The sequence below is a fragment of the Crinalium epipsammum PCC 9333 genome (assembly GCF_000317495.1).
Taxonomy (GTDB): Bacteria; Cyanobacteriota; Cyanobacteriia; order Cyanobacteriales; family PCC-9333; genus Crinalium; species Crinalium epipsammum.
Map to the genome: position 1 here is coordinate 2599839 of NC_019753.1, position 24641 is coordinate 2624479.

A 24641-nucleotide genomic window follows, 5' to 3' on the forward strand; every position below is an offset into this window, starting at 1 on the left:
TATCTGCTCCCATCTGCGATAAAAAAATTGTAATTCAAAGCCAAATATTTAATGGCTTAACTGACGAGTGCGGTTGCTATAACTAAATACTTATTTAGTTTTTATAAACCATCCCAGTCGCGTTGGTTGCTGATAAATTCGTTTCAATGTATTAATATCTCTAGCGGAAATAGGGGGAGGATTACGAACTTGGGAAAAGTACATTACATCTGTTTCTAAGGAACTATGCCCCCAAATTCCTAAAGCATGACCTAATTCATGGCAAGCCGCAGATTGAATTTGTGCTAATGCTGGATCTGGACTAATGAGAATAGTAAATTTGTGCGATAGCACAGGAGAATTAGATACTGATTTTTTAAGATAAAACTCATAATTGGTTTGAGCAGATCGAGCGCGAGGTAGTTGTAACTCACCTGTATTGGGGTTAATAGAAGGTTTTAAGGGAGGGCGCGATCGCAAAAAGATTATATCCGCATTTTCACGCTGCTCTACTACTACCAAAGGTAAATAATTATTCCATTCTTGCACAGCTTTTAATGCAGCTTCAACCCATTGCTCAAAACGTCGCAAACTTGCAGATGTATTGTCGGTTTCGGTTGGTCTTTCAATATAAACCTTAACAGGAAATTCCGACCAAACTAAATATCCCAATTTAGTCGGCTTAATTTCAGAAAAATAATCCCCAAAATTATTAACATCCTGCCATTTTGCCAGTTGAGTAGGTAAAGGATGAGCTTTTAAACTTGGTAAAGCAGGGTTGTTATCTAAACTAGCACTGGCAAAATCAATATTTGTAAAAATAACGAATAAGCATGAGCAAATACTTAAGCCCCATGCTAACAGTAATCGTCGCTGCCAAAAATTATTAAATAACCAGTAAAAAGGTAAAAGAAAAATCTGGGATAATAACCGCCTTACCTTTACCTTTTTACACCTTGTTTTTAATTTACCTAGCGATTTAACCAACCTGCACTTAAAACTACAGTTAAACCAAGAAAAACCACGCAGAAAGTCCATGTAATACGATTAAGAGCGGTTTCAGCACTTTTGGCGCTAGTAAATAACTGCGCTTGTCCACCAATACCACCGATTCCATCTCCTTTGGGACTGTGTAGTAAAACTAAAATACTTAAACCTAATGCGGATATTACCCAGATAGTTTGGATGATGTTAACAAGGGTCATGGTTAGTTGTTAATTATGTTTAACTGTTGAGGGGAAAAACTATCAGTTTTGTGATTGTTAGAGTTCAGAATAAATTGACAACTCAAAACCCTAATTTCCCTAGCTGATAGCTAATTTTTTTGACACGCTTGCAGCTTTTCTTATAAAGAAAGTCGCACCGGAGTTCGATTAGCTCGGACTTCTAGGTTAACTGGCATAAACATGGAATTTCCCGTCATTTCTGGCGGTTGTGGCAGTTTTAAAATTTCCAGAATCGTTGGTGCAATGTCTGACAGACGACCATCGCTTCTTAAAACTACATCTGTACCATATCCAGGTATTTTTAATCCTTCCCCTTCCACTAAAATAAAGGGTACTGGATTCGTTGTATGGGCTGTCCAAGGGTTACCCTGTTCATCCCACATATATTCAGCATTACCGTGATCAGCAATGATGATCGCTGTACCACCAGCTTTATTGATACTTTCGATCAACGCTCCCAAACAGCGGTCTACAGTTTCAATTGCTGTAACTGTTTGTTCCATCTTGCCCGTATGACCCACCATATCAGGGTTGGCGTAATTGATCACCACTAAGGAGTAAATGCGTTTTTCAATTCCCGCGATCGCAACATCTGTAAGTGCTGCTGCTGACATCGCTGGGGCTTTGTCATAAGTCGCCACCATTGGACTTGGAACCAATTCGCGGTCTTCTCCTGGGAAAGGCTGCTCAAGACCCCCGTTGAAGAAATATGTAACGTGAGCGTATTTCTCTGTTTCTGAAGTGCGAAATTGCCTTAAATTATGCTTGGCAACTACTTCCCCTAAAATGTTACTCAGGTTTTGAGGCTCAAAAGCCACTAAAACTGGCAAGCTGGGATCATACTGAGTAAACGTTGCAAAGCTGAGGGGTTGAATTTGAGTACGCTCAAATCCGTTAAATGTAGGCTCAACAAAGGCATAGCTTAGTTGTCTTGAGCGGTCAGGACGGAAGTTATAGAATATTACTCCATCTCCAGCTTCTACAGCCCCAGGAGCAATGCGAGTGGGCATCACAAACTCATCTGTAATGCCTGACTCGTAAGAATCTTGTAATACTTCTAACGCTGATTGATGATTTTCTGGATGATCTTGCGTCATCACATCGTAGGCGCGTTGAACGCGATCCCACCGCTTATCTCGATCCATCGCATAATAACGACCGCTAATTGTGACAATTCGCCCGATTCCCAACTTGTCGATGTGGTTTTGAATCTTCTTAACTGCCTCAACACCATCTTTAGGATTAGTGTCGCGACCATCAGTAATTACATGGATACAAACTTCTGTAATTCCTTGACTTTGGGCTAAATCTAGTAAACCTAGTAGGTGGTCTATATGAGAATGTACCCCGCCTTCGGAGCAAAGACCAATTAAATGAAGCTTACTGCCTTTTACTTTAACGTCTTGGCACACTTGAACTAAGGCAGGATTACTCAGCAGCGTTCTATCTTCTACCGCGTCTGAGATCCTAACTAATTCTTGGGGAACTACTCGCCCTGCGCCGATGTTGAGATGACCCACTTCTGAGTTACCCATTTGACCCTCTGGTAGCCCAACAGCTTTACCGGAGGTATGAATGAGGGTGCGTGGATAGACTGCCCAAAGGCTATCCATCACGGGAGTTTTGGCGGCGGCAATGGCATTTCCATCGGTTTCTTCACGATAGCCCCAGCCGTCTAAGATGACTAGCACCACAGGAGAGACAGGTGCTTGCGCCATAGATAATATTGCCCTTTGTTTTTCAAATTCAACCGCCATCATAGCACTGAGTAACCCAGATATTTTGGCTTTTACGTTTTTATTGTGCAATCCTGTGCAGAGGAAGTAAGAATGTCCTTACTCCCTTCCCGCTATGGCGAATACTTATTTAAAAAACCGCCAAGACGCAAAGAACGCCAAGGAAGAAAAAAAATATAATCGGTAATCTTGAGCGCGGGAAGGGAGTAAATGAACATTTACACCTAATCCTAATTCTGCACATCCTCGGCTTTATTTGCCCTTGGCAGCTTGCTTGGTAGCTTTAGCCGCTTTTTTAGCAGCTTTCTCAGCCGCGATCGCAGCTAATTTGGCTTGTTCTTTTTCCTCAGCTATTTTATCTAGATAATAGTGATAATCACCGAGATAAACCCTGAATTCACCATCTCGAATTTCCACAATTTTGTTGGCAACTTGAGAGATAAAATAGCGGTCGTGAGAAACTATGATCGCTGTGCCATCATAATTTTTTAATGCTTCTTCTAGCATTTCTTTGGCAGGGATATCTAAATGGTTTGTCGGTTCATCCAGAATTATCAAATTTGCCGGACGTAATAGCATTTTAGCTAATGCTAAACGTGCTTTTTCTCCACCGCTTAATGCCACAACCTTTTTATATACTGTATCTCCACTAAAGAGAAACCTTCCTAATAAAGTACGGACTTCTTCATTTTTCCAGTCAGGAACTTCATCATGAATTGTTTCCATGACGGTTTTTTCTAAGTCTAATGCTTCGGCTTGATTTTGCTCAAAATAGCCAGGAATTACGTTATGGTTGCCTAATTCAACTGTGCCTTCTGCGAAGGGTTCCAAACCCATAATCATGCGTAACAAGGTGGATTTACCGCATCCGTTAGGTCCAAGAAAGGCAATGCGATCGCCTCTTTCAATTAGTAAATCTGTCCCTAAAAACAGAATTTTGTCATCGTAAGTATGTACTAAATCTTTAATTACCACTACCTCACGCCCACTCCGAGGTGCTGGAGGGAAACGAAAGTGCAGGGTTCTCAAGCCACCAGTTGGTGCTTCAATGCGTTCAATTTTATCTAGTTGTTTCTCACGGCTTTTTGCCTGCGTACTGCGGGTAGCACTGGCGCGGAAGCGATCAACGAATGTTTGCTGTTTTTCTAATTCTTTTTGTTGACGTTCGTAAGCACTAAGTTGTGCTTCTTGCGCTTCTGCTTTTTGTTGTAAATAAGCTGAATAATTACCTAAATAAGTTGCAGAAACACCCCGTTCTGTTTCTACAATTTGGGTACAAAGTCGATCTAAAAACTCTCGGTCATGGGAAACTATTACCATTGGAGTAGTTAAACCTTTCAGGTAGTTTTCTAACCACTCAATAGTTTCTAAGTCTAGATGGTTTGTAGGTTCGTCTAATAGTAATAAGTCAGGTTTTTGGAGGAGGATTTTACCTAAACTCATCCGCATTTGCCAGCCACCACTAAATGCGCTAACAAGGCGATCGCCATCTTCTAGTTCAAACCCTAGTTCTGGCAGAATTTTATCAATTTGTGCTTCTAAGCCGTAACCATTCAACCCCTCAAACTGCCTTTGTAACTTATCCATCTTGTGGATAAGCTGATCTAATTTTTCTGGTGTAGCAGTTTCCAGATCTCGATGCACTTGCATCAACGCTTCATGCGCTTGGTTTGCTTCCCCAAAAGCCCGCCAAAATTCTTCTTTAACAGTGCGGGTAGGGTCTACTTCAAATTCTTGGGTGAGGTAAGCTATATGTAAACTAGCAGGACGAATAATTTCTCCGCTAGTAGGTTCCATTTCTCCAGCAATAATTTTGAGTTGGGTGGATTTACCTGCACCGTTAACTCCGACTAAACCAATGCGATCGCCTGGTTTGACTTCCCAGTTAACGTCTTTGAGGACTTCGCCAGTCGGGTAAATTTTACTGATATGTTCAAGCCGCAACATTAATTGATCTCCAGGGAAGCTAAAAGCAGGGGAAGTCGAACGCCAGATTCAGAGGTAGGCGAGTATGGCGATCGCAGTAGTCGAGTTAATCTTAACAAAAATTAATTCTATGTAGGGGCAATCACGCTGGAATTACCCCTTTTTTTGGATCATTCATCTGATATTGTTCTAAACACACTATTTAAGAAAGGTTGTACATCACGGCTTGCTTGTGTCAAATATAAAAACAGCCATTGTGCAGTTGCTAGAAAGAATACATTTACCAGATAAAAGCGTAAAGTCATTACAAAAAAAGCGAAGCTTAACTAAGCCTTCGCTTGCAGATACCAAATTCAATTAAATGCTTATATCACAATTAAAAGCAAAAGTCAATCATACAGAAGTAGCGTTAGAAGTAGAAGCTGCCAATTCAGCTAAACGTTCCTGCTGATCCTCAGAGATACAAGCTTGAATAATTAAGTCTATATCTCCTTCTAAAACCGTATTTAGGGAAAAGTTTTGACCCAAGCGATGATCAGTAGCACGGTTATCTTTGTAATTATAAGTGCGGATTTTTTCAGAGCGTGACCCTGTACCCACTTGAGTACGCCTCAGTGACGTAACCTCTTCCTGCTGTTCCCGTAGCTTCATCTCATACAACTTAGCACGGAGAATTTGCATTGCCCGTTCTTTATTTTGCAACTGGCTACGCTCTTCCGTACAGAAAATCCGAATTCCTGTAGGTTTGTGAAACAAATCTGCTGCTGTTTCTACCTTGTTAACGTTTTGACCACCAGCACCGCCAGACCTAGCAGTACTCATTTCAATATCTTTCGGATCAATATGAATTTCTACTTCATCAACTTCAGGCATTATTGCTACTGTCGCGGTTGAGGTGTGAACCCTTCCTCCAGCTTCCGTTACTGGCACTCGCTGCACGCGATGGACACCCGCTTCAAACTTCAATTTACTATAAACCTGATCGCCTTGAATTTCTAAAACAGCTTCTTTAAAGCCGCCCATCTCAGCTAGTGACTCGCTCACCAGCTTGACTTTCCAGTTTTGGTTTTCAGCATAGCGTGAGTACATCCGTACTAAATCGCCAGCCCAGATACTCGCCTCATCGCCACCCGTACCAGCCCGGATTTCCAACATGATGTTTTTGTCATCATTAGGATCGCGAGGTAACAGCAAGATTGTCAGGCGTTTTTCTAACTCCTGTACATTCGCCTCTAGTTCTTCAACTTCTAAGGCTGCCATTTCGTGCATTTCGCGATCGCTCGCGGCTTCTTTGAGTACCTGCCGTGCGCCTACCAAATCATCTTGAGTTTTTTTCCAAATTTCATAAGTATTGACAACCTCTTCCAAAGACGCACGAGCCTTTGCTACTCGTTGCATCTCATTAGGAGAAGTGGCAATATCTGGATCACCCAGACGGCGGGTTAACTCATGAAATGTCTGCTCAACAGATTTGAGTTTTTCTAGCAGGTAAGCTTCAGCCATGACAGTGCATTCCGGTAAAGTGGGGGGAGCAAATATTGCTCCTTAAAAATAGTGTGGGGAATCTATCACTTAGTCCGCTGCTATTTACTACGGACTAAGTAACATTCAACGCTAATGAATACGTTTGTATAATTCAATTCTGACCACACTACTGATCTGTTGAGCCAGAATCTGTTGCTGGAGCTTGCTCTTCAAACATCCCATATTTTTTCATAAAGCGTTCAACTCGCCCTTCTGTATCAATAATTTTTTGTGTTCCTGTGAAGAAAGGATGGTTGCCAGACCAAACATCAACGTGCAATTCTGGCTTAGTCGAACCAACAGTCATTACTAATTGACCGTTACAAAATACCTTTGCTTCTGGATACCACTGTGGATGAATATCTGATTTAGCCATCGTTTCCTCTTTTTGACAGTTTTTCTGTTATACAAATTCTAACTTTTACCCCATCAGTAGGGGTAAGTTTAGCTTGCGCCCCTACTTCCATAACTAACCAACAGACAAAAAGCTGATGGTTGTAATGTTGTGGTGATTAACGCTTGGAGTATTGAGGAGCTTTACGAGCTTTATGCAAGCCGTATTTCTTCCGCTCTGTTGCTCTAGGGTCACGAGTTAAGTAGCCTTCAGTTTTTAAAGGCTTGCGGTTATCTGGGTCTAGTTCACATAAAGCTCTGGCTACTCCTAAACGCACGGAGTCAGATTGTCCAGTTAAACCGCCGCCATGAGCATTAACTAAAATGTCATACTCATTTTCTAGCCCTAGCGTTTCTAGGGGAGCTTTTGCTGCTGAAATATAATTGCTGTTGAACTGGAAGTATTGTTCTCCAGGGCGACCATTAATGATCATTTGACCGCTACCTGGAACTAATCTCACTCTTGCGACTGATGACTTACGGCGACCAGTACCCCAATAAACAGCGCGACCGCTTTGATCTGTTGCTTGCATTAGTCTTGACCTCCTGGAATAGTATTAATTTTGAGTTCTTGGGGCTGTTGCGCTGCATGAGGATGGGTAGAACCCTCATAAACTTTCAGTTTCGTGAATAGTTGCCGTCCTAATGAATTTTTAGGCAGCATTCCGCGCACTGCTTCTTCAATAATTCTTTCTGGTATACGCGCTTGTAATTTGGCAAACGTTTCGGTTTTCATCCCGCCTGGTCGTCCAGAATGGCGGCGATAAACTTTTTGAGTACGTTTTTTACCAGTGACGGCGACTTTTTCAGCATTTAGAACAATCACGAAGTCGCCAGTATCCATGTGAGGGGTATAAGTAGGTTTGTTTTTACCTCTCAAAATCATGGCGATTTCACTAGCTAAACGCCCCAAACGCTGGTCAGCAGCATCTACTACATACCATTTTTGTTCAAGGGTGTTGACAGAGGGAAGAAAAGTTTTGTTCATGGCTTTTGTTGATCTTTAAGGGGGATCTTCAGGTCGGCAAGTTGGATAGAAACGATCAAACGTTTTAGCTTCCAACTCTCAAACATTTAGATCAGGCAGTATTCTGTTGGGGTGGTCGTAGGCAAAAGAAATTTTGGCTGGGTATCAAACCAAACTTCTGGTGGAAACGGCGACTCTGGATAGCCAACGCGCAACAAGCATAGACCCTTTGCTGGTGCTGCGTATTTGACTTGATTGCGGTGTTCTTCTACCCAAATTTGAGTAAAATCTTCTGGCGATCGCTCTTTTGCGCCAACTTGCACTAGCATTCCCACCAGTAGCCGCACCATGCCATACAAAAATCCACTGGCTTGAATTTCAATATGAATAAATGGCCCCATCCGTTGGCATTGTACTTCCTGAACATCTACCCAGGAATGCGATCGCCCTGAATTCGCTCGATGGAAAGCTGCTAAATGCTTGTAACCAATCATTGGGTCTAAAGCAGCCTGGATCAACGATTCATCCAAGGGCGCATGATAATAATGCCAACTGAATTGCCTCACAAACAAATTAGGTTTGGGGTCGGTATAAATGATATATCTATACCGTCGCCAACTGGCACTAAAACGAGCGTGCCAGGTGGGAGGCACTGCTGCTGAACCCCGAATCAAAATATCCTGGGGCAATCTGCTGTTGAGAATAGCAGCCCAGCGTTCTGCTGGGATCGGGCCTGTAGCATCAAAATGTGCGACTTGTCCTGCTGCATGGACACCTGTATCAGTGCGACCAGCACCATGTAAAGTCACAGATTTATTGAGTAGCTCAGAAAGTACTGTTTCAATTTCTTCTTGAACAGTACGCCCGTGAGCTTGTCTCTGCCATCCATGAAAATGAGTGCCCAGGTATTGAATTACCAGAGCAACTCGCTGGGTTGATAAGGGCAGACTTTCCGACATGAAAGAAATTTCAGCTAGATCAAACTAGCTCAATGATTGCCATTTCGGCATTATCTCCACGGCGACGCACTGTTCTGGCAATACGGGTGTATCCACCATTGCGATCGCTATAGCGAGTACCGACTTGCTCAAACAAAGCGTGAACTAACTGTTTGTCATATATATAGCCCAAAGCTTGGCGACGTGCAGATAAAGAACCATCTTTAGCCAACGTCACCATCTTTTCTACTTCTGAGCGAACAGCCTTTGCCCTTGTTTTAGTTGTTTGAATCCGTCCATGACGAATTAACTCAGTTGCCAGCGCCCTTAATAGAGCGCGACGCTGGTCAGCGGGCTTGCCGAGTTTATCAACACGACACCTGTGACGCATTTTGCACCTCTTTTATACACTCCTAAAAAATGAATTTACTACCAAAACTATCAGCTAGGCTTTGCTGATTTTTCGTGTGGTAGCATAATTCCTAAACGTTTTTGCAAAGCTTCGATTACTTCTTCAGCAGACTTTTGCCCAAAGTTCTTAATCTCTAGCAAATCTTCCTGGGTATAATCCAGTAAATCAGCTACAGAGTTAATTTGCGCCCGCTTCAGGCAGTTGTATGCCCTTACTGATAGCTGCAATTCTTCAATGGGGATCTGACTGGTGGGATCTTCATCAGCCTGATAATCGTCTTTGATTGACTCCAGACTGATATCTTTTAGGGGGCTGAACAAATCTACCAGCATCCTGGCTGCTTCACTGAGAGCTTCTTGAGGGCTGAGACTGCCATTAGTCCAAATTTCTAACAGCAACCGATCTTTATCAAGAGAGCCATCAATACGGGCATCCTCAACGCTGTAGTTCACCTTCTGTACTGGCATGAATACAGCGTCAATCTGAAGAAAGTCTACAACTGCTGCCTCATCACGACTTCGATCAATAGATCTGTAGCCTTTACCCTTTTCTATCCGAAACTCCATTTCCAACCGTGCGTTGTCCGCCAAGGTGGCAACGTATTGGTTAGGATCGACAATTTCAACTTCTGAGGGCAGATCAAACTGAGCAGCCATAACTCTTGCTGGACCCTGTACATTCAGCCGAGCGATTTGCGGCTGAGATGTATAGCTTTTGAGGGCTATTTCCTTCATGTTCAGCAAAATTTCCAGCACATCTTCCCGTACCCCTGGAATGGTGGCAAATTCATGATTTACACCAGCAATCCGCACGGCTGTTACGGCTGCTCCTTCCAAGTTTGATAGCAGCACCCGTCTCAGGGCATTGCCTACGGTTGTGCCTTGACCTCGTTCGAGAGGCTCCAAGACAAACTTGCTATATTGGCTCTGATTCTTCTCCGTTTTTGACTCTACACACTCAATCTGAAATTGCGCCACGGAGTGACCTCCCTTGTTCATAAAACCCCTAAACAGCAATATCCAGCCTTCCTCAGCTTTGCTCAAATGCAACAATGTCTGTTTGAGGATGCGGATTTTACGAGCGCAAGCTTTATTGGCATTTTTGAGCATTGCTGATCAATAGCCAATTAACGCTTACCTAAATTTCTTTAGACAAAAGAAATATTTATTTAGACTCTACGTCGCTTGGGAGGACGGCAGCCGTTATGAGGAATCGGCGTAACATCGCGAATTAGAGTTATTTCCAGCCCTGAGCCTTGAAGCGACCGAATTGCGGTTTCTCTACCTGCACCTGGGCCACTAACCATCACCTCAATTTGGCGCATTCCTTGATCCATTGCACGACGGGCTGCACCTTCAGCAGCCGTCTGAGCCGCAAATGGTGTTCCTTTTTTAGCGCCTTTGAATCCGCTAGAACCAGAAGATGCCCAAGAAATAACATCTCCACCGTTATCAGCGATTGTGATGATCGTGTTGTTAAAGGTTGACTGGATGTAAGCTACTCCGTTTGGTACGTTGCGTTTTTGCTTCTTTGCACCTGTTTTTTTAGGTTGTCGAGCCATGACTGTCTATTTGACAATAGTGAAGTGGTAATTAAGTTGGAATTGATCCATCAAGCAATTAAGCAATTATTTATTTCTTGCCTGGTGCCTTTTTCTTCCCAGCAACGGTACTACGCCGTCCCCGACGGGTTCTGGCATTGGTGCGGGTTCGCTGACCTCGTACTGGTAATCCCATACGATGACGGCGACCACGATAGCTACCAATGTCGATCAGGCGCTTGATGTTCATTGCCTCCCAGCGCCTGAGATCCCCTTCAATTTGATAGTCTTTTTCTATGGACTCGCGCAGAGAAGCAACTTCCGCATCAGATAAGTCTTTGACTCGTGTATCAGGATTAACTCCTGTTTTTGTCAAAATCTCCTGCGACCGCGATAGCCCGATTCCATAGATATAAGTCAGACCAATTTCGACACGCTTATCACGCGGAAGGTCTACTCCAGCAATCCGTGCCACGCTTTTTTTCTCCCTAGTTATACATTTGTGCTATAAGTGCTGTTTGTACCGGCTCGGTGGGTTATCCCTGCCGTTGTTTGTGTTTTGGATTAGAACAGATGACCATGACTCGACCGCGACGACGGATGACGCGGCATTTATCACATATTTTTCGGACGGATGCTCGAACTTTCATGCCTATTTGGGCAACACTGCAAGCTCTAGATTATAACACTTCTGTACAATTAAAGCAATTTTAGCTTCCAATATTTAATTGAAACAAATTTCTCTATTGCTATCAGCAATTCAGCAACGTTACTTTTTATTACGAAGACGATAAGTAATTCTGCCTTTAGTTAAATCATAGGGAGTCAATTCTACTTTCACCCGATCGCCTGGCAAAATTTTGATGTAATTACGACGGATTTTGCCAGAGATATGAGCTAAAACATTAAAACCATTGTCTAAATCAACTCTGAACATCGCGTTAGGCAGTGATTCAGTCACAGTGCCTTCCATTTCGATTAAATCTTGTTTAGCCAAGTCCTTTTTACCTCAATGTTGCCAGTTGCTAAATAATTATTAGCTGTTACCAGTTGAAAACCACTCTGTTAAGGGGAGTGTTAGTCAAGAGGTAATTTACATATTTTATCAAAAATTTACCAACAAAGAACAGAGAGAAAGCCATAAGCTTCTCTCTGTTCCTATTTGTAAAACTAAGCTTTGATTCCTACTGCCATCAATCAGTTAAGGATTAACTATCTGCTTGAGTGCTTCGGTGACTTCTTGCTGAGTGCGATCGCCATCAATAGAAACTAAAGCTTGACGGTTGCTGTAGAAATCAATCAAAGGAGCCGTTTGGTTACGATAAACTTCCAAACGTCTCCTAATAGTTTCTTCATTATCATCACTGCGTCCGCGCCCCAGCAGACGAACGACTAGCACATCATCAGGAACTTCCAGATTAACGGCTTTATCTGAAACTTGGTTCATTTCTTGTAGTAAGTCATCTAAAAAAGATGCTTGACTAACATTTCTAGGAAAGCCGTCTAGAATCCAACCGTTTTGGGCATCGGTTTGACTGAGACGTTCACGGATGATATCTAGGATGAGAGCATCTGGAACCAAATCGCCTTTATCCATATAGGATTGTGCTTGTTGACCAAGTGGCGATGATTCTGCGATCGCAGATCTTAAAATATCACCCGTTGAAATATGAGGAATTCCACAAACCTCAGCCAAAATTTTGGCTTGAGTGCCTTTCCCTGCCCCTGGCGCTCCCAAAAAAATCAATCGTGCCACTAAAATTATGCACACCAACTAAAAAATTCCCAGTCAAAAATATCTGGAAATTTTTATTGCCTGATGCGCCCTCCTACTTAACAACTGAACAAGGACAAAAACTAATTTTGCAGCAAAAATTAAATTACTGCTTCACCATCCCTTCATATCTTTGAGAGATGACATAAGTTTGAATTTGCTTTGCTGTATCAATTGCAACCCCTACAATAATCAGCAAAGATGTCGCTCCCAATCCTTTAAATGTTGTGACACCAATGGTACTTTCAACGGCTGTGGGAACGATCGCGACCAATCCTAGAAAAATCGCTCCTAGCAAAGTCAGCCTATTTAAAACCCGCTCAATGTAGTCGCTAGTTGTAGTACCAGGACGAACTCCAGGAATACTAGCTCCCATTTTTTTCAGGTTTTGGGACATATCCACTGGATTAATAATCAAGGAGGCGTAGAAATAGCTGAAGAAAACAATTAGGAACACATAAAAAGCTACATACAACCAAGGTGTTTGACCAGTTGGGCTGAGATAATTAGCAGCTTGGTTGAAGAATTGATGCAAACCTCCCAAGAACGGGTTGTTAGCACTATTTTGGGTAAATTGAGCCAAAGAAGCTGGTAAAACTAATACTGCCGATGCAAATATAATCGGCATTACCCCGCCTTGATTTAGTCTTAGCGGGAGATAACTGGTACGTTCTCGGTAAAGACGACGACCTACTTGCCTACGTGCCGATATAATTGGAATTCTGCGTGTTCCTTCTTGAACAAACACAATGCCGACAATCATCACCAAGAAGACTAACAGCAGGATAATTACTCTACCAAGAATTTCGCGATCGCCAGTTTGAGCAAGTTCTAAAGTTTGCCCCAGCGAACGTGGTAAAACAGAAACAATGTTGATAAAAATCAGCAGAGATGCACCGTTACCAATCCCACGCTCAGTAACTAACTCTGACACCCACATCACAAACATCGAGCCTGCGGTGAGAGCTAAAGCAGTTTGAGCGACGAATATCAAGCCACCACTTCCAGTGGCATAACGCTGTACCCACAACGAAATGCCAATACTTTGAACCAAAGCCCATACCAAGGATACAATACGGGTAATTTGAGAAATCTTTCTACGCCCAGCTTCCCCTTCATTTTTCTGCAAATTTTCCAAATATGGAAGAGCAGCAGTTAATAATTGCAGAATGATGGAGGCATTAATATAAGGCAAAATCCCTAAAGCAAAAATTCCTACTGCCGAAATTCCGCCACCAGAGAAAATGTCTAAAAACCCAATTACTGGGCTATTTTGAATATCTTGAGCAAACCTAGCCCTGTCAATACCTGGTATGGGTATATGAACACCAAGGCGAACCAAAATTAGCAGACCGATAGTGACCAGCAGCCGACCTCTAAGGCCAGCCGCTTGAGCCATCTGCATAAAGGTTTCTTGAGCAGTTGGGGCTTTGTCTCGACTAACGACCATGAAATCCTACCTCTACGCTTGTGCGGGCGCTGGCATCCACCATGCTCAATCTGAGTAGCTTTAGATAACTTCGCAAGTTCCACCAGCAGCTTCGATTTTAGTACGAGCGCCAGTTGTGAAAGCGGAGGCTTTAACATGGAGTGCTACGTTCAATTCCCCATCACCTAAAATTTTCAGAGGTTCTTTGTTGCTCGTGACAATTTTAGCTTCGGTAAGAGAAATTAAAGTAACCTCACTGTTTGCAGGAAGTGATGCCAGCTTACCTACGTTGATCGTAGTGTAATGTTTACGATTTATAACGGTAAAGTGCTTTAATTTAGGCAAACGCCGATACAAAGGCATTTGTCCACCTTCAAAACCAGGTCTAGTACTGCGACCTGAGCGCGATTTTTGACCACGCATCCCGAAACCACCGCTAGCACCTTGACCTGCGGCAATACCCCGACCAATTCGGCGAGGACGTTTTTTTGAGCCTTTTTTAGGCTTGGCATCTGATAGTCTCATGTTCTTGACCTAAACTACTGACAACGCAAGTTAGTTATTTAAATGATCCCCACACGCTTTTAGTAACGGGGATGATTGGGCGAGACTGCGCGGTTTGGTTGCCCGACTTCGCGCCTTAAATTCTCAGATAGTGGCGGCAACGCTACCTCTAAAAGCGTTGATTTTCGTCCGTCAAATGGTAATTTTTGTAGAGTTTAATGTGTTTAAAATCTCTACTCACCTAACAATTAAGATAGGTCTGAGTGTCCCGTCCTGTTTAGTATAAAGCTGTTAGCAAGCGCGATTATTAGGCGTAGAGGTTTTCTAGAGGTATGCCTCTTTCTTCAGCTACTTCTGACAATGTACGCAAAGTAGACAAGGCATTAACAGCGGCTCTAGCATTATTCAAAGGATTATTAGAACCCAGTTGCTTTGCTAAGATGTTACGCACGCCAGATAATTCCAGCACTGTACGTACTGCTCCACCAGCAATTACACCCGTACCAGGTGCTGCTGGTCGCATCATTACCTTAGCGCCTCCACCAGTCCCATTAATGGGATGGGGAATAGAATTAGCTTTGGTTAAGGGAACATCAATCAAGTGCTTTTTACCGTCAGCAACACCTTTGCGAACTGCTCCAATAACGTCGCTGGCTTTACCTACTCCAACGCCTACTTGACCGCGCTCATTGCCAACAACTACGATCGCACGGAAGCTCAGTTTTTTGCCTCCTTTGACGACCTTGCTGACGCGGCGAATTTGAATAACCCTCTCTTGGAAGGTTATTTCTTTTTCCTTCGCACGACTGCTTTTGCGACGTTCTTTTGCCATAGTTTTTTCCTAAACCATTTAAATTACAACTAGCTTCTTTAGAACTCTAATCCGCCTTCACGAGCCGCATCTGCCAAAGCTTTTACACGACCGTGATACAAATTACCGCCGCGATCGAAGACTACTTGTTGAATACCTTTTGCTAAGGCTCGTTGTGCAATTAACTTGCCGACTTCAGAAGCAGCTTGAGAATTTGCACTCGATGCTAATGCTGACTTGAGATCTGGTTCTACAGTTGACGCAGCAGCTAAAGTATGTTGCTGGGTATCGTCAATCACCTGCACATAAATGTGCTGATTAGAACGAAAAACAGCTAAACGTGGTCGTTCTGAAGTTCCAGTTATCTGGCGGCGCACCCGCTTATGGCGGCGACGTACTGATTCTTTACGAGTTAATTTCATCTCTACTTCTTACCTGCCTTTCCAGCTTTACGTCTGACTACTTCTCCGGCATAGCGAATGCCTTTACCTTTGTAAGGTTCTGGTGGGCGGATATCACGAATTTTAGCTGCTGTATTTCCCACAACTTCTTTATCAATGCCACTGACAACGACGTTAGTGTTATTTTCTACAGCTACCTGAATACCATCAGGAGGTGTAATTTCTACAGGCTTGCTATAACCTACGTTCAAAATCAGGTTACGACCTTGAACTTGCGCCCTATAACCAACCCCTTGGATTTCTAAACGCTTTTGAAAGCCTTCGGATACCCCATCTACCATATTGGCAACTAAGGTACGAGACAAACCGTGAAGTTGACGAGCGGGTCGTGACTCATTGCGTCGCTTTACTACAAGAGTGTCCCCTTCCTGCTCTACTGTGACTTCAGCAGGCAAAACCCTGGATAGTTCACCTTTTGGTCCTTTAACTCCGACGTGCTGACCTTCAATCGCCACCGTCACTTTACCAGGAATATTAATGGGGCGCTTGCCAATCCGAGACATGAATGCTTACTCCTTAAAAATTCAGAACCCAGAAAAAAGAATTCAGAAAAGTTAGTTTGATTTCTGACTTCTGAGTGCTGAGATTTACCATACATAACAAAGCACTTCTCCACCCAGTCCCTGACGACGCGCTTCGCGGTCAGTCATAATGCCACTGGAGGTAGAAATAATTGCGATGCCAATACCGCCCAACACACGGGGTAGGTCTTTACGATTTGAGTAAACACGCAACCCTGGTTTGCTGATTCGCTTTAACGCTGTAACAATTGGTTGACGGTTTTTGCCCTTATATTTTAAGGAAACCACCAGGTTTTTCTTAACGCCTTCGCCCGCTTCTTCAAATTCAGTAATAAAGCCTTCATCTTTCAAGACTTTGGCAATACTACGGGTCATTTTTGTAGCTGGTATTTCTGTTGTTTGATGCCGTGCAAGATTCGCATTCCGAATGCGAGTTAGCATATCTGCAATTGTGTCGTTAGCCGCCATTTTTGCCTCTTTAATTGAAACTGCCTTAACTATCCCGGAAGGGCATTCCCATTTCTTTGAGTAAGGCGCGGCCCTCTTCGTCGGTATTTGCTGTAGTAATAATGGAAATATCCATGCCGCGAATTTGATCGATTCTGTCGTATTCTACTTCAGGAAAAATTAGCTGTTCTCTAATGCCTAAGCTATAGTTTCCGCGCCCATCAAAGCTTTTGGGACTAATGCCTCGAAAGTCCCTAATTCTAGGCAGTGCTAGATTAATTAATCGATCTACAAAGGCATACATCCGGTCTGATCGCAGTGTCACCATAACTCCAACAGGCATACCTTGGCGGAGTTTAAAAGCTGCGATCGCTTTTTTAGCTCGCGTTACCACTGGTTTTTGACCAGTAATCAGCGCAATTTCACTCAAAGAAGATTCCAGCGCCTTAGCGTTAGAAGATGCCTCCCCAAGACCTCTATTAACTGTAACCTTGATTAATTTAGGTACTTGATGGATATTTGCGTAACCAAACTGTTCCATCAGCTTGGGTACTATAGTCTCTTGATACTGGGTTTTTAGTCGTTGTGCCATGATTGTGTATCCTAGTCGTTCCTGGGCTTGGTCAGGAACTTAATTAATTTCCTGCTTTTAGCTTTTAGCTGTTAGTTAAGGCTAACTACTAATCAATAATTTCACCAGTTTTTTTCAGCATTCTTACTTTGCGTCCATCTTCAGTAAATGTATAACAGACGCGGCTGGCTACTTTTTGTTTAGTCGAATAAAGCATCACATTTGAACTGTGAATTGGTCCTTCAAAAGTGACGATTTGACCAGACTCTCCTTCTTGTTGGGGTTTAACGTGCTTAGTTTTAACGTTTACCCCTTTAACAACTACTTGGCTAAGTTGGGGAAGTGATTTGATAATTTCGCCGACTTTCCCTTTGTTCCGCCCAGAAATTACTTGAACAGTATCACCTTTTTTTACGTGCATTTTAGAATGCAGAGGTAGATTCTTGGCACCTTTTTTAGCGCCTTTGCCCATAGTATTTGCCATTTAAAGTACCTCTGGAGCCAGAGAAACGATTTTAGTAAAGTTTTTGTCGCGTAGTTCACGCGCTACGGGACCAAATACCCGTGTCCCTCTAGGATTACCTTCAGGGTTGATCAGCACAGCAGCATTATCGTCAAAGCGAATACTCATGCCACTTTCGCGGCGCATAGTCTTTTTAGTCCGAACAATCACTGCTCTAACTACGTCTGACTTTTTCACCGCCATGTTGGGAATGGCATCCTTAACGACAGCAATGATCACATCGCCTACGCCACCGTAACGCCTATTACCAGAACCTAATACGCGGATGCACATCAATTTACGTGCGCCACTATTATCCGCCACATTTAGATAAGACTCTTGTTGAATCATTGTTATCTTCCTTACAGTTGTTAGTTGTTAGTAGAGAGCGATTAGTGATTAGCAATTAGCTAACTGCTAACAGCTAACAGCACGCCAGCTATTTAGGATTGAGATGTGCTGTTCAGGATTTCAGCAACGACCCAACGTTTAGTGCGGCTGAGTGGGCGGGTTTCTTGAATCCGAACCCGATCGCCTTCTTTGCACTTGTTTTCTTCGTCGTGAGCTTTATATCGCTTTGTACGGACTACTATTTTTCCATACTTAGTATGGGATGAGCGGTTTTCTATTGCCACTACAACGGTTTTATCCATTTTGTCGCTGACAACTAAACCAACTCGTTCTTTTACTGCCATGTCACCTACTCCTCAATAATTAGACCTGTGACGGTTCTGAGTCAGCACTGGTCGTTTGGGCATGAGCCAGTTTGCGCTCATGTTCCACAGTCATCAATTGAGCTAGTCTGTGGCGGGCATGATTAAACTGGTGTGGCTTTTCCAAACGTCGAGTTGCTTGTTGGAACCGCAACTCAAACAGTTGCCGCTTGACCGCTACAATTTCATCTAGCAGTTCTTGATCGTTTAATTTTCTAGCATCTGCTACTTTTGGTAGAGGCATTACTCAGACGCTCCCTTCTTCACGAGAAATAAATTTTGTTTTAATTGGCAACTTATGAGAAGCCAAACGCATAGCCTCACGGGCAGTGGCTTCGGGAACGCCATTGATTTCAAACATAATCCGCCCTGGCTTGACAACGGCCACCCAAAACTCAGGTGAGCCTTTACCAGAACCCATACGGGTTTCGGCTGGGCGCATTGTGACTGGTTTATCAGGAAATATCCGAATCCAAATTTTGCCACCCCGACGCAGATAGCGGTTCATGGCACGACGGCTTGCTTCAATTTGGCGAGAAGTAATCCAAGCTGGTTCTACAGCCTGAAGCCCAAAGTCGCCAAAATTCAACGTGCTACCGCGAGTGGCTAGACCTTCCATCCGCCCACGCTGTTGTTTGCGAAATTTCGTTCTTCTAGGACTTAACATGACGAGGAAAGTGTGAGGTACGAATTATGAAACATGAATCACTAATCAGGTATGGAAACAAACAGCAATTAGTCGTCTGTTTTCATTTTTGATTATTTAAAACTCATCCTTCACTAGAGCGGTCTTCAAATTGCTGGCGACGACGCTGTTGGCGACGTTTAGGTTGAGCCGTGTTAGCTGCTGCTTGATCTTCCTGACCAGGGATAATTTCCCCTTTAAATATCCAGACTTTGACTCCTAAAATTCCATAAATGGTTTTAGCAGTGCGATAAGCATAGTCGATGTCAGCGCGTAAGGTGTGCAAAGGCACACGACCTTCACGAGTCCATTCGGTACGGGCAATTTCTGCACCGTTTAAGCGACCACTTACCTGGATTTTAATACCTTGAACTTCAGCCCGTTGAGCGCGTTGAATTGCTTGTCTAACAACTCGGCGGAAAGATACACGGCGTTCAAGTTGTTGAGCAATGTACTCACCAATTAGTCCAGCTTCAGCATCTACGCGGGCAACTTCTACAACGTTGATCCGAATAGAGCGATTTCCACCCAATGCGGTTTGCAAGCCAGTACGCAATGACTCAATACCTGTACCACCACGACCAACTACAACCCCTGGTCTAGCTGTATGTACTTCTAACTCAATTTGATCCGCTTTACGCTCAATTCTTACTTGAGAAATTCCAGCATTGCTTAAGGTTTTTTCGACATACTGCCGAATTTTATGGTCTTCTTGAAGCAATTCTGGATAATGCTTGGCATCGGCGAACCACCTAGAGCGATGCTCTTGGGTAATTCCTAGCCTAAAACCAACTGGATGAATTTTCTGTCCCACAAATACTTCCTCTAATCCAAAATTTTTAGTTGTTAGTTATTAGATGAAAACTGTTTGAAGAGCAAACAATCGTCTCAAAACTAAGAACTAAACTATTTATCGTTTAGTTCTGCCACAGCTACAGTGATGTGACAGGTTGGCTTGCGAATTTTATAAGCTCTGCCTTGAGCGCGTGGACGAAAGCGTTTTAGTGCTGGCCCTTGGTCTGCAAAAGCTTGAGATACTACTAGCTTGGCTGGATCAAGATTAGCGTTGTGTTCGGCGTTGGCAACAGCAGAACGTAGAACGTTCAGCACGGGTTCGCAAGCCCGGTAAGGCATAAACTCTAAAATGATTAGGGCTTCTCTGTATGAGCGTCCGCGAATTTGATCGAGAACTCGGCGCACCTTAAAAGGGGATATGCGAATGTAACGAGCGATCGCTTTTACTTCTTCAGTATTTTTAACTGCCATAGTTTCTCCTTAAGCTGTTAGCTGTTAGTTTTTAGCTGTTATTAAATTAGTTGCATCTCAAAATTGTTTAATATCAAGATTCACTTTATGCTAATCACTAATCGCTAATTGCTAATTTTATCGACCTGCCTTTTTATCACTCTTAGAGTGTCCTCTAAAGGTGCGAGTTGGAGCGAATTCACCCAACTTATGACCTACCATTTGCTCATTGAGAAAAACAGGTACGTGCTGACGACCGTTATGAACGGCGATCGTGTGTCCTACCATCTGGGGCAAAACTGTTGAAGCACGTGACCAAGTTTTGATCACTTGTTTTTCGCCTTTGGCGTTGAGCTTTTCAATTTTTGTCAGCAGATGATCCGCAATAAAGGGACCTTTTTTAAGAGAACGACCCATAGTTATACTTTGAATTCTTAGCTAGTTTCTTCAGTTAAATCGTGAGTTTTAAATTTTGAGTTTTGAATTTTAGAGAATACCTCTTTAACTTCAATACTCACAATTCTCAACTCAAAACTATTAAGATTGGCGACCACCACGACCGCGCTTAGAAGATTTACGACGACGGCGGACAATCAGAGAATTGCTTGCTTTCTTGGGATTGCGTGTTTTGTAGCCCAATGTGGGTTTACCCCAAGGTGTTACAGGTCCACTTCTTCCAATAGGAGCCCTACCTTCACCACCACCATGCGGGTGATCCACTGGGTTCATTACGCTACCTCTGACTTTCGGGCGGCGACCTTTCCAGCGATTCCAACCTGCTTTACCAGCACTTAGGTTTCTAAGATCAGCATTGCCAACTTGTCCAATGGTGGCATAGCACTCTTTGCGTATCAATCTGACTTCACTAGAAGGTAGCTTGAGAGTAACATAGTCCCCTTCTTTAGCCACGACTTGAGCAGAAGCACCAGCAGCGCGAACGATTTGTCCACCTTTGCCTGCGTGCAATTCCACATTATGAACTGTGGTTCCTAAAGGAATTTTGGATAGCGGTAAAGCATTACCAATTTCAATGGCAGCATCAGCGCCAGAAACAATAAGTGTACCGACTTCCAATCCCGCAGGATGCAGAATATACCGCTTTTCTCCATCTTGATAATAGAGAAGGGCGATCCGAGCGTTACGGTTGGGATCGTATTCAATAGAGGCTACTTTGGCGGGGATATTGTGCTTATCCCGACGAAAGTCAATTTGACGATAAAGGCGTTTGTGACCACCACCGCGACGGCGGCTGGTAATTACACCACGATTATTGCGACCTTTAGCGCGATGTTCAAACTTAGTTAGTGATTTTTCCGGCTCACTGCGCGTAATCTCAGCAAAATCTGAGACGATCCGCTCACGAGTTCCTGGCGTATATGGCCGATAAGAACGAGTACCCATAACTGATTGCGAATTGGGGATTAAAAGCTACCAATTTAAAAATTGGGCTTGGTTGACGTGAGGTAATCTGGTTAGATTTACTCAGTTTAAAGATTAAACCTCTGGGAACAGGGTGATTGAATCTCCCTCAGCGAGAGTTACAATTGCTCGCTTGTAATGTGGTTTATATCCTAAAAATTTGCCTACACGACGCTTTTTAGGTGGTTTATGGAGAGTGTTTACGCTTGTAACCTTAACATCAAACAAACTTTCAATTGCTGCTTTAATGTCTGGCTTAGTCGCTTTGGGAACGACATCAAAAACGTACTTGTTCTGCTCTAGTAGCTGTGTCGCTTTTTCGGTGACAATCGGACACCGCACTAAATCTGGCAGGTCGCGGGGGCTAACTCTAGTCACTGTAAACCTCCTGGATTTTTGCAAGTGCGGATGCTGTGGCTACAATGTTGTCAGCCGCTAGCAAGTCATAAACGTTTAAGTTGTTAACTGGAATTAACTTCAGGTTAGCTACATTTCTAGCTGACAAATTAACGTTTTCTTCAGACTGAGAGACGATCAGCAAGATTTTCGCGTCTAGAGATACTCCCCAACGGGCGATCGCTTCTAATAATTCTTTTGTTTTTGGTCTAGCCAACTTGTCGGCAAAGTCTTCAACTACGATCAAGTCTTCAGTCCGGCTCATTAAAGCCGTTTTGAGTGCTAGACGTAATTCTTTACGGTTCATTTTGAGGTCATAATCTCTGGGTTTAGGTCCAAAAATTACGCCACCACCACGCCACAATGGCGAACGAATAGAACCAGCACGGGCGCGGCCTGTTCCCTTTTGTCTCCAGGGTTTCCGTCCACCGCCTCTAACTTCTGCTCTAGTTTTCGTGCTAGCCGTACCTTGACGAGCATTGGTCATTTGCCTAACCAAGGCTCTATGGACAATATGAGATGCGTTGTCTTCTTTAGCAACTCTTAATTCGAGTGTTGCCTCTGAGACTTCTTCTCCTTGCCAATTACGCACTACACAGTTAACCATATTTTTTCTCCCCCAAATAGCTATCAGCTATCAGATATTAGCCATCAGCTTTGATCGCTTGCTTTCTTTGTAAAAATCGAACAGCCAGCTAACTGACCACTGACGACTGATTAACAGACAGCTATTAACGACCTACCTTGTTCTCAGGCACAATGTTTAGCAATGCACCAGGTTTTCCTGGAACTGCTCCTTTGATCAGTAACAAATTGCGTTCTGCATCTACGCGCACTACGGTCAACTTGCGAATAGTTACCTGTACACCACCTAAACGCCCTGCCATTTTTTTACCAGGATAAACACGACCAGGTGTAGTACCTGGACCAATTGAACCTGGTTGTCGATGGTTTTTGGAACCGTGCGACATTGGACCACGTTTAAAGTTGTGGCGTTTTTGATAACCAGCAAAGCCACGACCAATACTGGTGCCAATTACGTCTACAACTTCACCGTTACTGAAGAGGTCTGCCTTCAGTTCTTGACCAAGTTGAAAGTTAGAGGCATCGTCTAGACGATACTCCTGTAAATGGCGCAATGGTGCTGCGCCTGATTTCGCTAAATGCCCTAATTCTGGCTTACTTAGCGTTTTTTCTCTTACTTGTTTGTAGCCAAGTTGGATGGCAGTATAGCCATCTGTTTCCTTAGTTTTGACTTGTGTGACAGTGCATGGACCTGCTTGAACGACGGTGACAGGAATTGCTTTACCTGCTTCGTCAAACACTTGGGTCATGCCGAGTTTGGTGCCAAGAATACCTACAGACACTGGGTTAGAGTCTCCCCTTTTGAGAAACTACATTTAAATACGGATTAAAATTAGCGGAAGAATCCGCAGTTTTGCAATTAGCTGTGTCGCCACCGACAGAAATATCTACCCCTAACTAGGTCAGGGGCAATCTTCTCTCCAGTCTAGCTTTGCTAGATAATTAGCGAAGCGACTATAAAAGTCTGACACAAGCTATGTTAGCTGCTATATCTCGTGTGGACTTAAGTAGCAAGCTACTTAGTATCCCATCGAGGCAGCTTTGCAAAAACTGAATTGGGTATTTGGGTGAGAGTGTCTTTCGGGCTAATTAACCCAGGCTCAGACGAGAGATTTATCACAATTTTTGCCTGTAGATTACGGATAGCCAATATTAATGGTATCTTTCACCAAAAGCTTGAGGTTAAATACTCACTCTACCTAATTACCAACTTCAGTGGCTTTAGCAGCCAGAAATTTTGACCACGATCAAACAATATAAACTAAATCTTTACAATTGTCTAGTCCTAATCAAACTAATTATTTTCATACACAGTTGATGGGCAGTCGCTAGACAACTATAATTAATCCTCAGCAACGATTAACAAAACTTAAAGCGCGGTGAGGATGTTATTTTATGGCACTGATCACAACTGGTAAAGCCTTCATTCGTGATTTACAAAAGTCAGGTGCTGTGGGAGTTTATGCGCCGTTAGAGGGGGGATTTGAGGGACGTTATCAGCGCCGTTTACGGGCTGCTGGTTATGTTACTTACCGTTTGGAAGCGCGAGGGCTGGGTGACTTGGCTATGTATTTAACGGGTGTTCATGGTGTTCGTCCCCCTCATTTAGGTAAGAAGGATATCCGTGTTTTTTATGTTCCGCCGATAGTAAATTCTCAATTAGAGCAGTTACCCCCACATTCCAAGGGATTAGTTCTTTGGATTGTAGATGGACAGGTGCTTTCTAGCCAAGAGCGGGAGTTTTTGGTAAATTTACCTAATTTAGAACCGAAGGTAAAAGTAGTTTTGGAACTTGGAGGCGATCGCGTTTTTAGTTGGAAGCCTTTACAAAATACTTTGGTTTCTGCCTAAGCTAACTCTAAGTGCGATCGCTACTGGTTTTAGCTGAAAAAACTATTATTTTATCTGTACAACTTCCTAGCTTAAGTTCTAAGGTT

36 protein-coding genes are annotated in these 24641 nt (G+C 43.3%); 1 reads left to right on the plus strand and 35 read right to left on the minus strand.

Annotation, left to right across the window (positions count from 1 at the left end; genetic code table 11):
- Nucleotides 1-90: 90 nt before the first annotated feature.
- From CRI9333_RS11125 to rplC, 35 genes are all read right to left on the minus strand, one after another.
- Entirely contained in the window at nucleotides 91-966 is an 876-nt protein-coding gene (locus CRI9333_RS11125; protein WP_015203266.1) for a matrixin family metalloprotease, read from the minus strand.
- Complete coding sequence (secG, locus tag CRI9333_RS11130; RefSeq protein WP_015203267.1) at nucleotides 951-1184, minus strand: preprotein translocase subunit SecG; 234 nt, start codon at nucleotides 1182-1184, stop codon at nucleotides 951-953. Before secG ends, CRI9333_RS11125 begins: the two co-directional genes overlap by 16 nt.
- Before the next feature lie 140 nt (nucleotides 1185-1324).
- Nucleotides 1325-2923: a 2,3-bisphosphoglycerate-independent phosphoglycerate mutase gene (gene gpmI, locus CRI9333_RS11135; RefSeq protein WP_041226593.1), complete on the minus strand. Its 1599-nt coding sequence runs from the start codon at nucleotides 2921-2923 to the stop codon at nucleotides 1325-1327.
- Between the two features lie 270 nt (nucleotides 2924-3193).
- Nucleotides 3194-4888 carry an ABC-F family ATP-binding cassette domain-containing protein gene (locus tag CRI9333_RS11140; protein ID WP_015203269.1) on the minus strand — a complete coding sequence of 565 codons (1695 nt, stop codon included), beginning with the start codon at nucleotides 4886-4888 and terminating at the stop codon, nucleotides 3194-3196.
- Nucleotides 4889-5260: 372 nt separating this feature from the next.
- Nucleotides 5261-6370: a peptide chain release factor 1 gene (gene prfA, locus CRI9333_RS11145; protein WP_015203270.1), complete on the minus strand. Its 1110-nt coding sequence runs from the start codon at nucleotides 6368-6370 to the stop codon at nucleotides 5261-5263.
- 148 nt (nucleotides 6371-6518) lie between these two features.
- Nucleotides 6519-6767 (minus strand): 50S ribosomal protein L31, encoded by a 249-nt coding sequence (gene rpmE, locus CRI9333_RS11150; RefSeq protein WP_015203271.1) that lies wholly within the window; start codon nucleotides 6765-6767, stop codon nucleotides 6519-6521.
- Nucleotides 6768-6903: 136 nt separating this feature from the next.
- Nucleotides 6904-7317, minus strand: coding sequence for a 30S ribosomal protein S9 (gene rpsI / locus CRI9333_RS11155; protein ID WP_015203272.1), 414 nt, complete (start codon nucleotides 7315-7317; stop codon nucleotides 6904-6906).
- Nucleotides 7317-7772, minus strand: coding sequence for a 50S ribosomal protein L13 (gene rplM, locus CRI9333_RS11160; RefSeq protein ID WP_015203273.1), 456 nt, complete (start codon nucleotides 7770-7772; stop codon nucleotides 7317-7319). Before rplM ends, rpsI begins: the two co-directional genes overlap by 1 nt.
- Nucleotides 7773-7858: 86 nt before the next feature.
- Nucleotides 7859-8710 carry a tRNA pseudouridine(38-40) synthase TruA gene (gene truA / locus CRI9333_RS11165; protein ID WP_015203274.1) on the minus strand — a complete coding sequence of 284 codons (852 nt, stop codon included), beginning with the start codon at nucleotides 8708-8710 and terminating at the stop codon, nucleotides 7859-7861.
- 19 nt (nucleotides 8711-8729) lie between these two features.
- A complete protein-coding gene (gene rplQ, locus CRI9333_RS11170) occupies nucleotides 8730-9080 on the minus strand; it encodes a 50S ribosomal protein L17 (RefSeq protein ID WP_015203275.1) in 351 nt (116 codons plus the stop codon).
- A gap of 50 nt (nucleotides 9081-9130) precedes the next feature.
- Complete coding sequence (locus CRI9333_RS11175; RefSeq protein ID WP_041226594.1) at nucleotides 9131-10099, minus strand: DNA-directed RNA polymerase subunit alpha; 969 nt, start codon at nucleotides 10097-10099, stop codon at nucleotides 9131-9133.
- A gap of 170 nt (nucleotides 10100-10269) precedes the next feature.
- Nucleotides 10270-10662 (minus strand): 30S ribosomal protein S11, encoded by a 393-nt coding sequence (gene rpsK / locus CRI9333_RS11180; RefSeq protein ID WP_015203277.1) that lies wholly within the window; start codon nucleotides 10660-10662, stop codon nucleotides 10270-10272.
- A 70-nt stretch (nucleotides 10663-10732) separates the two neighbouring features.
- A complete protein-coding gene (rpsM, locus tag CRI9333_RS11185; RefSeq protein ID WP_015203278.1) occupies nucleotides 10733-11116 on the minus strand; it encodes a 30S ribosomal protein S13 in 384 nt (127 codons plus the stop codon).
- A 61-nt stretch (nucleotides 11117-11177) separates the two neighbouring features.
- Nucleotides 11178-11291, minus strand: a complete 114-nt coding sequence (gene rpmJ, locus CRI9333_RS25685; RefSeq protein WP_015203279.1) for a 50S ribosomal protein L36 — start codon at nucleotides 11289-11291, stop codon at nucleotides 11178-11180.
- A 119-nt stretch (nucleotides 11292-11410) separates the two neighbouring features.
- Entirely contained in the window at nucleotides 11411-11638 is a 228-nt protein-coding gene (infA, locus tag CRI9333_RS11190; protein ID WP_015203280.1) for a translation initiation factor IF-1, read from the minus strand.
- A gap of 204 nt (nucleotides 11639-11842) precedes the next feature.
- Nucleotides 11843-12397: an adenylate kinase gene (locus CRI9333_RS11195; RefSeq protein ID WP_041226019.1), complete on the minus strand. Its 555-nt coding sequence runs from the start codon at nucleotides 12395-12397 to the stop codon at nucleotides 11843-11845.
- 124 nt (nucleotides 12398-12521) lie between these two features.
- Nucleotides 12522-13865 carry a preprotein translocase subunit SecY gene (gene secY, locus CRI9333_RS11200; RefSeq protein WP_015203282.1) on the minus strand — a complete coding sequence of 448 codons (1344 nt, stop codon included), beginning with the start codon at nucleotides 13863-13865 and terminating at the stop codon, nucleotides 12522-12524.
- A 60-nt stretch (nucleotides 13866-13925) separates the two neighbouring features.
- The gene (gene rplO, locus CRI9333_RS11205) at nucleotides 13926-14369 is read right to left on the minus strand and encodes a 50S ribosomal protein L15 (RefSeq protein WP_015203283.1); all 444 of its coding nucleotides are present in this window, start codon (nucleotides 14367-14369) and stop codon (nucleotides 13926-13928) included.
- Between the two features lie 286 nt (nucleotides 14370-14655).
- On the minus strand, nucleotides 14656-15180 hold the full coding sequence (rpsE, locus tag CRI9333_RS11210) for a 30S ribosomal protein S5 (RefSeq protein WP_015203284.1): 525 nt from the start codon (nucleotides 15178-15180) through the stop codon (nucleotides 14656-14658).
- A gap of 38 nt (nucleotides 15181-15218) precedes the next feature.
- The gene (rplR, locus tag CRI9333_RS11215) at nucleotides 15219-15581 is read right to left on the minus strand and encodes a 50S ribosomal protein L18 (protein WP_015203285.1); all 363 of its coding nucleotides are present in this window, start codon (nucleotides 15579-15581) and stop codon (nucleotides 15219-15221) included.
- Between the two features lie 2 nt (nucleotides 15582-15583).
- Nucleotides 15584-16123, minus strand: a complete 540-nt coding sequence (rplF, locus tag CRI9333_RS11220) for a 50S ribosomal protein L6 (RefSeq protein WP_015203286.1) — start codon at nucleotides 16121-16123, stop codon at nucleotides 15584-15586.
- Between the two features lie 84 nt (nucleotides 16124-16207).
- Nucleotides 16208-16609 (minus strand): 30S ribosomal protein S8, encoded by a 402-nt coding sequence (gene rpsH / locus CRI9333_RS11225; RefSeq protein WP_015203287.1) that lies wholly within the window; start codon nucleotides 16607-16609, stop codon nucleotides 16208-16210.
- A 25-nt stretch (nucleotides 16610-16634) separates the two neighbouring features.
- On the minus strand, nucleotides 16635-17180 hold the full coding sequence (gene rplE, locus CRI9333_RS11230; RefSeq protein ID WP_015203288.1) for a 50S ribosomal protein L5: 546 nt from the start codon (nucleotides 17178-17180) through the stop codon (nucleotides 16635-16637).
- 88 nt (nucleotides 17181-17268) lie between these two features.
- Nucleotides 17269-17643 carry a 50S ribosomal protein L24 gene (rplX, locus tag CRI9333_RS11235; RefSeq protein ID WP_015203289.1) on the minus strand — a complete coding sequence of 125 codons (375 nt, stop codon included), beginning with the start codon at nucleotides 17641-17643 and terminating at the stop codon, nucleotides 17269-17271.
- A complete protein-coding gene (rplN, locus tag CRI9333_RS11240) occupies nucleotides 17644-18012 on the minus strand; it encodes a 50S ribosomal protein L14 (RefSeq protein WP_015203290.1) in 369 nt (122 codons plus the stop codon). It abuts the gene before it with no gap.
- Between the two features lie 92 nt (nucleotides 18013-18104).
- Nucleotides 18105-18356 (minus strand): 30S ribosomal protein S17, encoded by a 252-nt coding sequence (gene rpsQ, locus CRI9333_RS11245; protein ID WP_015203291.1) that lies wholly within the window; start codon nucleotides 18354-18356, stop codon nucleotides 18105-18107.
- A 19-nt stretch (nucleotides 18357-18375) separates the two neighbouring features.
- The gene (gene rpmC, locus CRI9333_RS11250; RefSeq protein WP_015203292.1) at nucleotides 18376-18618 is read right to left on the minus strand and encodes a 50S ribosomal protein L29; all 243 of its coding nucleotides are present in this window, start codon (nucleotides 18616-18618) and stop codon (nucleotides 18376-18378) included.
- Nucleotides 18619-18621: 3 nt separating this feature from the next.
- The gene (gene rplP / locus CRI9333_RS11255; protein WP_015203293.1) at nucleotides 18622-19041 is read right to left on the minus strand and encodes a 50S ribosomal protein L16; all 420 of its coding nucleotides are present in this window, start codon (nucleotides 19039-19041) and stop codon (nucleotides 18622-18624) included.
- A gap of 103 nt (nucleotides 19042-19144) precedes the next feature.
- Nucleotides 19145-19873, minus strand: coding sequence for a 30S ribosomal protein S3 (gene rpsC, locus CRI9333_RS11260; protein ID WP_015203294.1), 729 nt, complete (start codon nucleotides 19871-19873; stop codon nucleotides 19145-19147).
- A 92-nt stretch (nucleotides 19874-19965) separates the two neighbouring features.
- Nucleotides 19966-20325: a 50S ribosomal protein L22 gene (rplV, locus tag CRI9333_RS11265; RefSeq protein WP_015203295.1), complete on the minus strand. Its 360-nt coding sequence runs from the start codon at nucleotides 20323-20325 to the stop codon at nucleotides 19966-19968.
- A gap of 117 nt (nucleotides 20326-20442) precedes the next feature.
- Nucleotides 20443-20721, minus strand: coding sequence for a 30S ribosomal protein S19 (gene rpsS / locus CRI9333_RS11270; RefSeq protein WP_015203296.1), 279 nt, complete (start codon nucleotides 20719-20721; stop codon nucleotides 20443-20445).
- Between the two features lie 120 nt (nucleotides 20722-20841).
- On the minus strand, nucleotides 20842-21705 hold the full coding sequence (gene rplB, locus CRI9333_RS11275) for a 50S ribosomal protein L2 (protein ID WP_015203297.1): 864 nt from the start codon (nucleotides 21703-21705) through the stop codon (nucleotides 20842-20844).
- Nucleotides 21706-21798: 93 nt separating this feature from the next.
- Complete coding sequence (locus CRI9333_RS11280) at nucleotides 21799-22101, minus strand: 50S ribosomal protein L23 (protein WP_015203298.1); 303 nt, start codon at nucleotides 22099-22101, stop codon at nucleotides 21799-21801.
- Nucleotides 22094-22726 carry a 50S ribosomal protein L4 gene (gene rplD / locus CRI9333_RS11285; protein WP_015203299.1) on the minus strand — a complete coding sequence of 211 codons (633 nt, stop codon included), beginning with the start codon at nucleotides 22724-22726 and terminating at the stop codon, nucleotides 22094-22096. Before rplD ends, CRI9333_RS11280 begins: the two co-directional genes overlap by 8 nt.
- A gap of 124 nt (nucleotides 22727-22850) precedes the next feature.
- Complete coding sequence (gene rplC / locus CRI9333_RS11290) at nucleotides 22851-23486, minus strand: 50S ribosomal protein L3 (RefSeq protein WP_015203300.1); 636 nt, start codon at nucleotides 23484-23486, stop codon at nucleotides 22851-22853.
- Between the two features lie 613 nt (nucleotides 23487-24099).
- On the opposite strand from rplC, the gene ndhN reads away from it, so the two are divergent.
- Complete coding sequence (gene ndhN / locus CRI9333_RS11295; protein ID WP_015203301.1) at nucleotides 24100-24555, plus strand: NAD(P)H-quinone oxidoreductase subunit N; 456 nt, start codon at nucleotides 24100-24102, stop codon at nucleotides 24553-24555.
- Nucleotides 24556-24641: the final 86 nt, after the last annotated feature.

Coding starts and splice junctions, on each gene's coding strand:
- secG (WP_015203267.1), bottom strand. CDS start 1,184: ATGACCCTTGTTAACATCATCCAAACTATCTGGGTAATATCCGCATTA.
- gpmI (WP_041226593.1), bottom strand. CDS start 2,923: ATGGCGCAAGCACCTGTCTCTCCTGTGGTGCTAGTCATCTTAGACGGC.
- CRI9333_RS11140 (WP_015203269.1), bottom strand. CDS start 4,888: ATGTTGCGGCTTGAACATATCAGTAAAATTTACCCGACTGGCGAAGTC.
- prfA (WP_015203270.1), bottom strand. CDS start 6,370: ATGGCTGAAGCTTACCTGCTAGAAAAACTCAAATCTGTTGAGCAGACA.
- rpmE (WP_015203271.1), bottom strand. CDS start 6,767: ATGGCTAAATCAGATATTCATCCACAGTGGTATCCAGAAGCAAAGGTA.
- rpsI (WP_015203272.1), bottom strand. CDS start 7,317: ATGCAAGCAACAGATCAAAGCGGTCGCGCTGTTTATTGGGGTACTGGT.
- rplM (WP_015203273.1), bottom strand. CDS start 7,772: ATGAACAAAACTTTTCTTCCCTCTGTCAACACCCTTGAACAAAAATGG.
- truA (WP_015203274.1), bottom strand. CDS start 8,710: ATGTCGGAAAGTCTGCCCTTATCAACCCAGCGAGTTGCTCTGGTAATT.
- rplQ (WP_015203275.1), bottom strand. CDS start 9,080: ATGCGTCACAGGTGTCGTGTTGATAAACTCGGCAAGCCCGCTGACCAG.
- CRI9333_RS11175 (WP_041226594.1), bottom strand. CDS start 10,099: ATGAACAAGGGAGGTCACTCCGTGGCGCAATTTCAGATTGAGTGTGTA.
- rpsK (WP_015203277.1), bottom strand. CDS start 10,662: ATGGCTCGACAACCTAAAAAAACAGGTGCAAAGAAGCAAAAACGCAAC.
- rpmJ (WP_015203279.1), bottom strand. CDS start 11,291: ATGAAAGTTCGAGCATCCGTCCGAAAAATATGTGATAAATGCCGCGTC.
- secY (WP_015203282.1), bottom strand. CDS start 13,865: ATGGTCGTTAGTCGAGACAAAGCCCCAACTGCTCAAGAAACCTTTATG.
- rplO (WP_015203283.1), bottom strand. CDS start 14,369: ATGAGACTATCAGATGCCAAGCCTAAAAAAGGCTCAAAAAAACGTCCT.
- rpsE (WP_015203284.1), bottom strand. CDS start 15,180: ATGGCAAAAGAACGTCGCAAAAGCAGTCGTGCGAAGGAAAAAGAAATA.
- rplR (WP_015203285.1), bottom strand. CDS start 15,581: ATGAAATTAACTCGTAAAGAATCAGTACGTCGCCGCCATAAGCGGGTG.
- rplF (WP_015203286.1), bottom strand. CDS start 16,123: ATGTCTCGGATTGGCAAGCGCCCCATTAATATTCCTGGTAAAGTGACG.
- rpsH (WP_015203287.1), bottom strand. CDS start 16,609: ATGGCGGCTAACGACACAATTGCAGATATGCTAACTCGCATTCGGAAT.
- rplE (WP_015203288.1), bottom strand. CDS start 17,180: ATGGCACAACGACTAAAAACCCAGTATCAAGAGACTATAGTACCCAAG.
- rplX (WP_015203289.1), bottom strand. CDS start 17,643: ATGGCAAATACTATGGGCAAAGGCGCTAAAAAAGGTGCCAAGAATCTA.
- rplN (WP_015203290.1), bottom strand. CDS start 18,012: ATGATTCAACAAGAGTCTTATCTAAATGTGGCGGATAATAGTGGCGCA.
- rpsQ (WP_015203291.1), bottom strand. CDS start 18,356: ATGGCAGTAAAAGAACGAGTTGGTTTAGTTGTCAGCGACAAAATGGAT.
- rpmC (WP_015203292.1), bottom strand. CDS start 18,618: ATGCCTCTACCAAAAGTAGCAGATGCTAGAAAATTAAACGATCAAGAA.
- rplP (WP_015203293.1), bottom strand. CDS start 19,041: ATGTTAAGTCCTAGAAGAACGAAATTTCGCAAACAACAGCGTGGGCGG.
- rplV (WP_015203295.1), bottom strand. CDS start 20,325: ATGGCAGTTAAAAATACTGAAGAAGTAAAAGCGATCGCTCGTTACATT.
- rpsS (WP_015203296.1), bottom strand. CDS start 20,721: ATGGGTCGTTCTCTTAAAAAAGGTCCCTTTATTGCGGATCATCTGCTG.
- rplB (WP_015203297.1), bottom strand. CDS start 21,705: ATGGGTACTCGTTCTTATCGGCCATATACGCCAGGAACTCGTGAGCGG.
- rplD (WP_015203299.1), bottom strand. CDS start 22,726: ATGGTTAACTGTGTAGTGCGTAATTGGCAAGGAGAAGAAGTCTCAGAG.
- ndhN (WP_015203301.1), top strand. CDS start 24,100: ATGGCACTGATCACAACTGGTAAAGCCTTCATTCGTGATTTACAAAAG.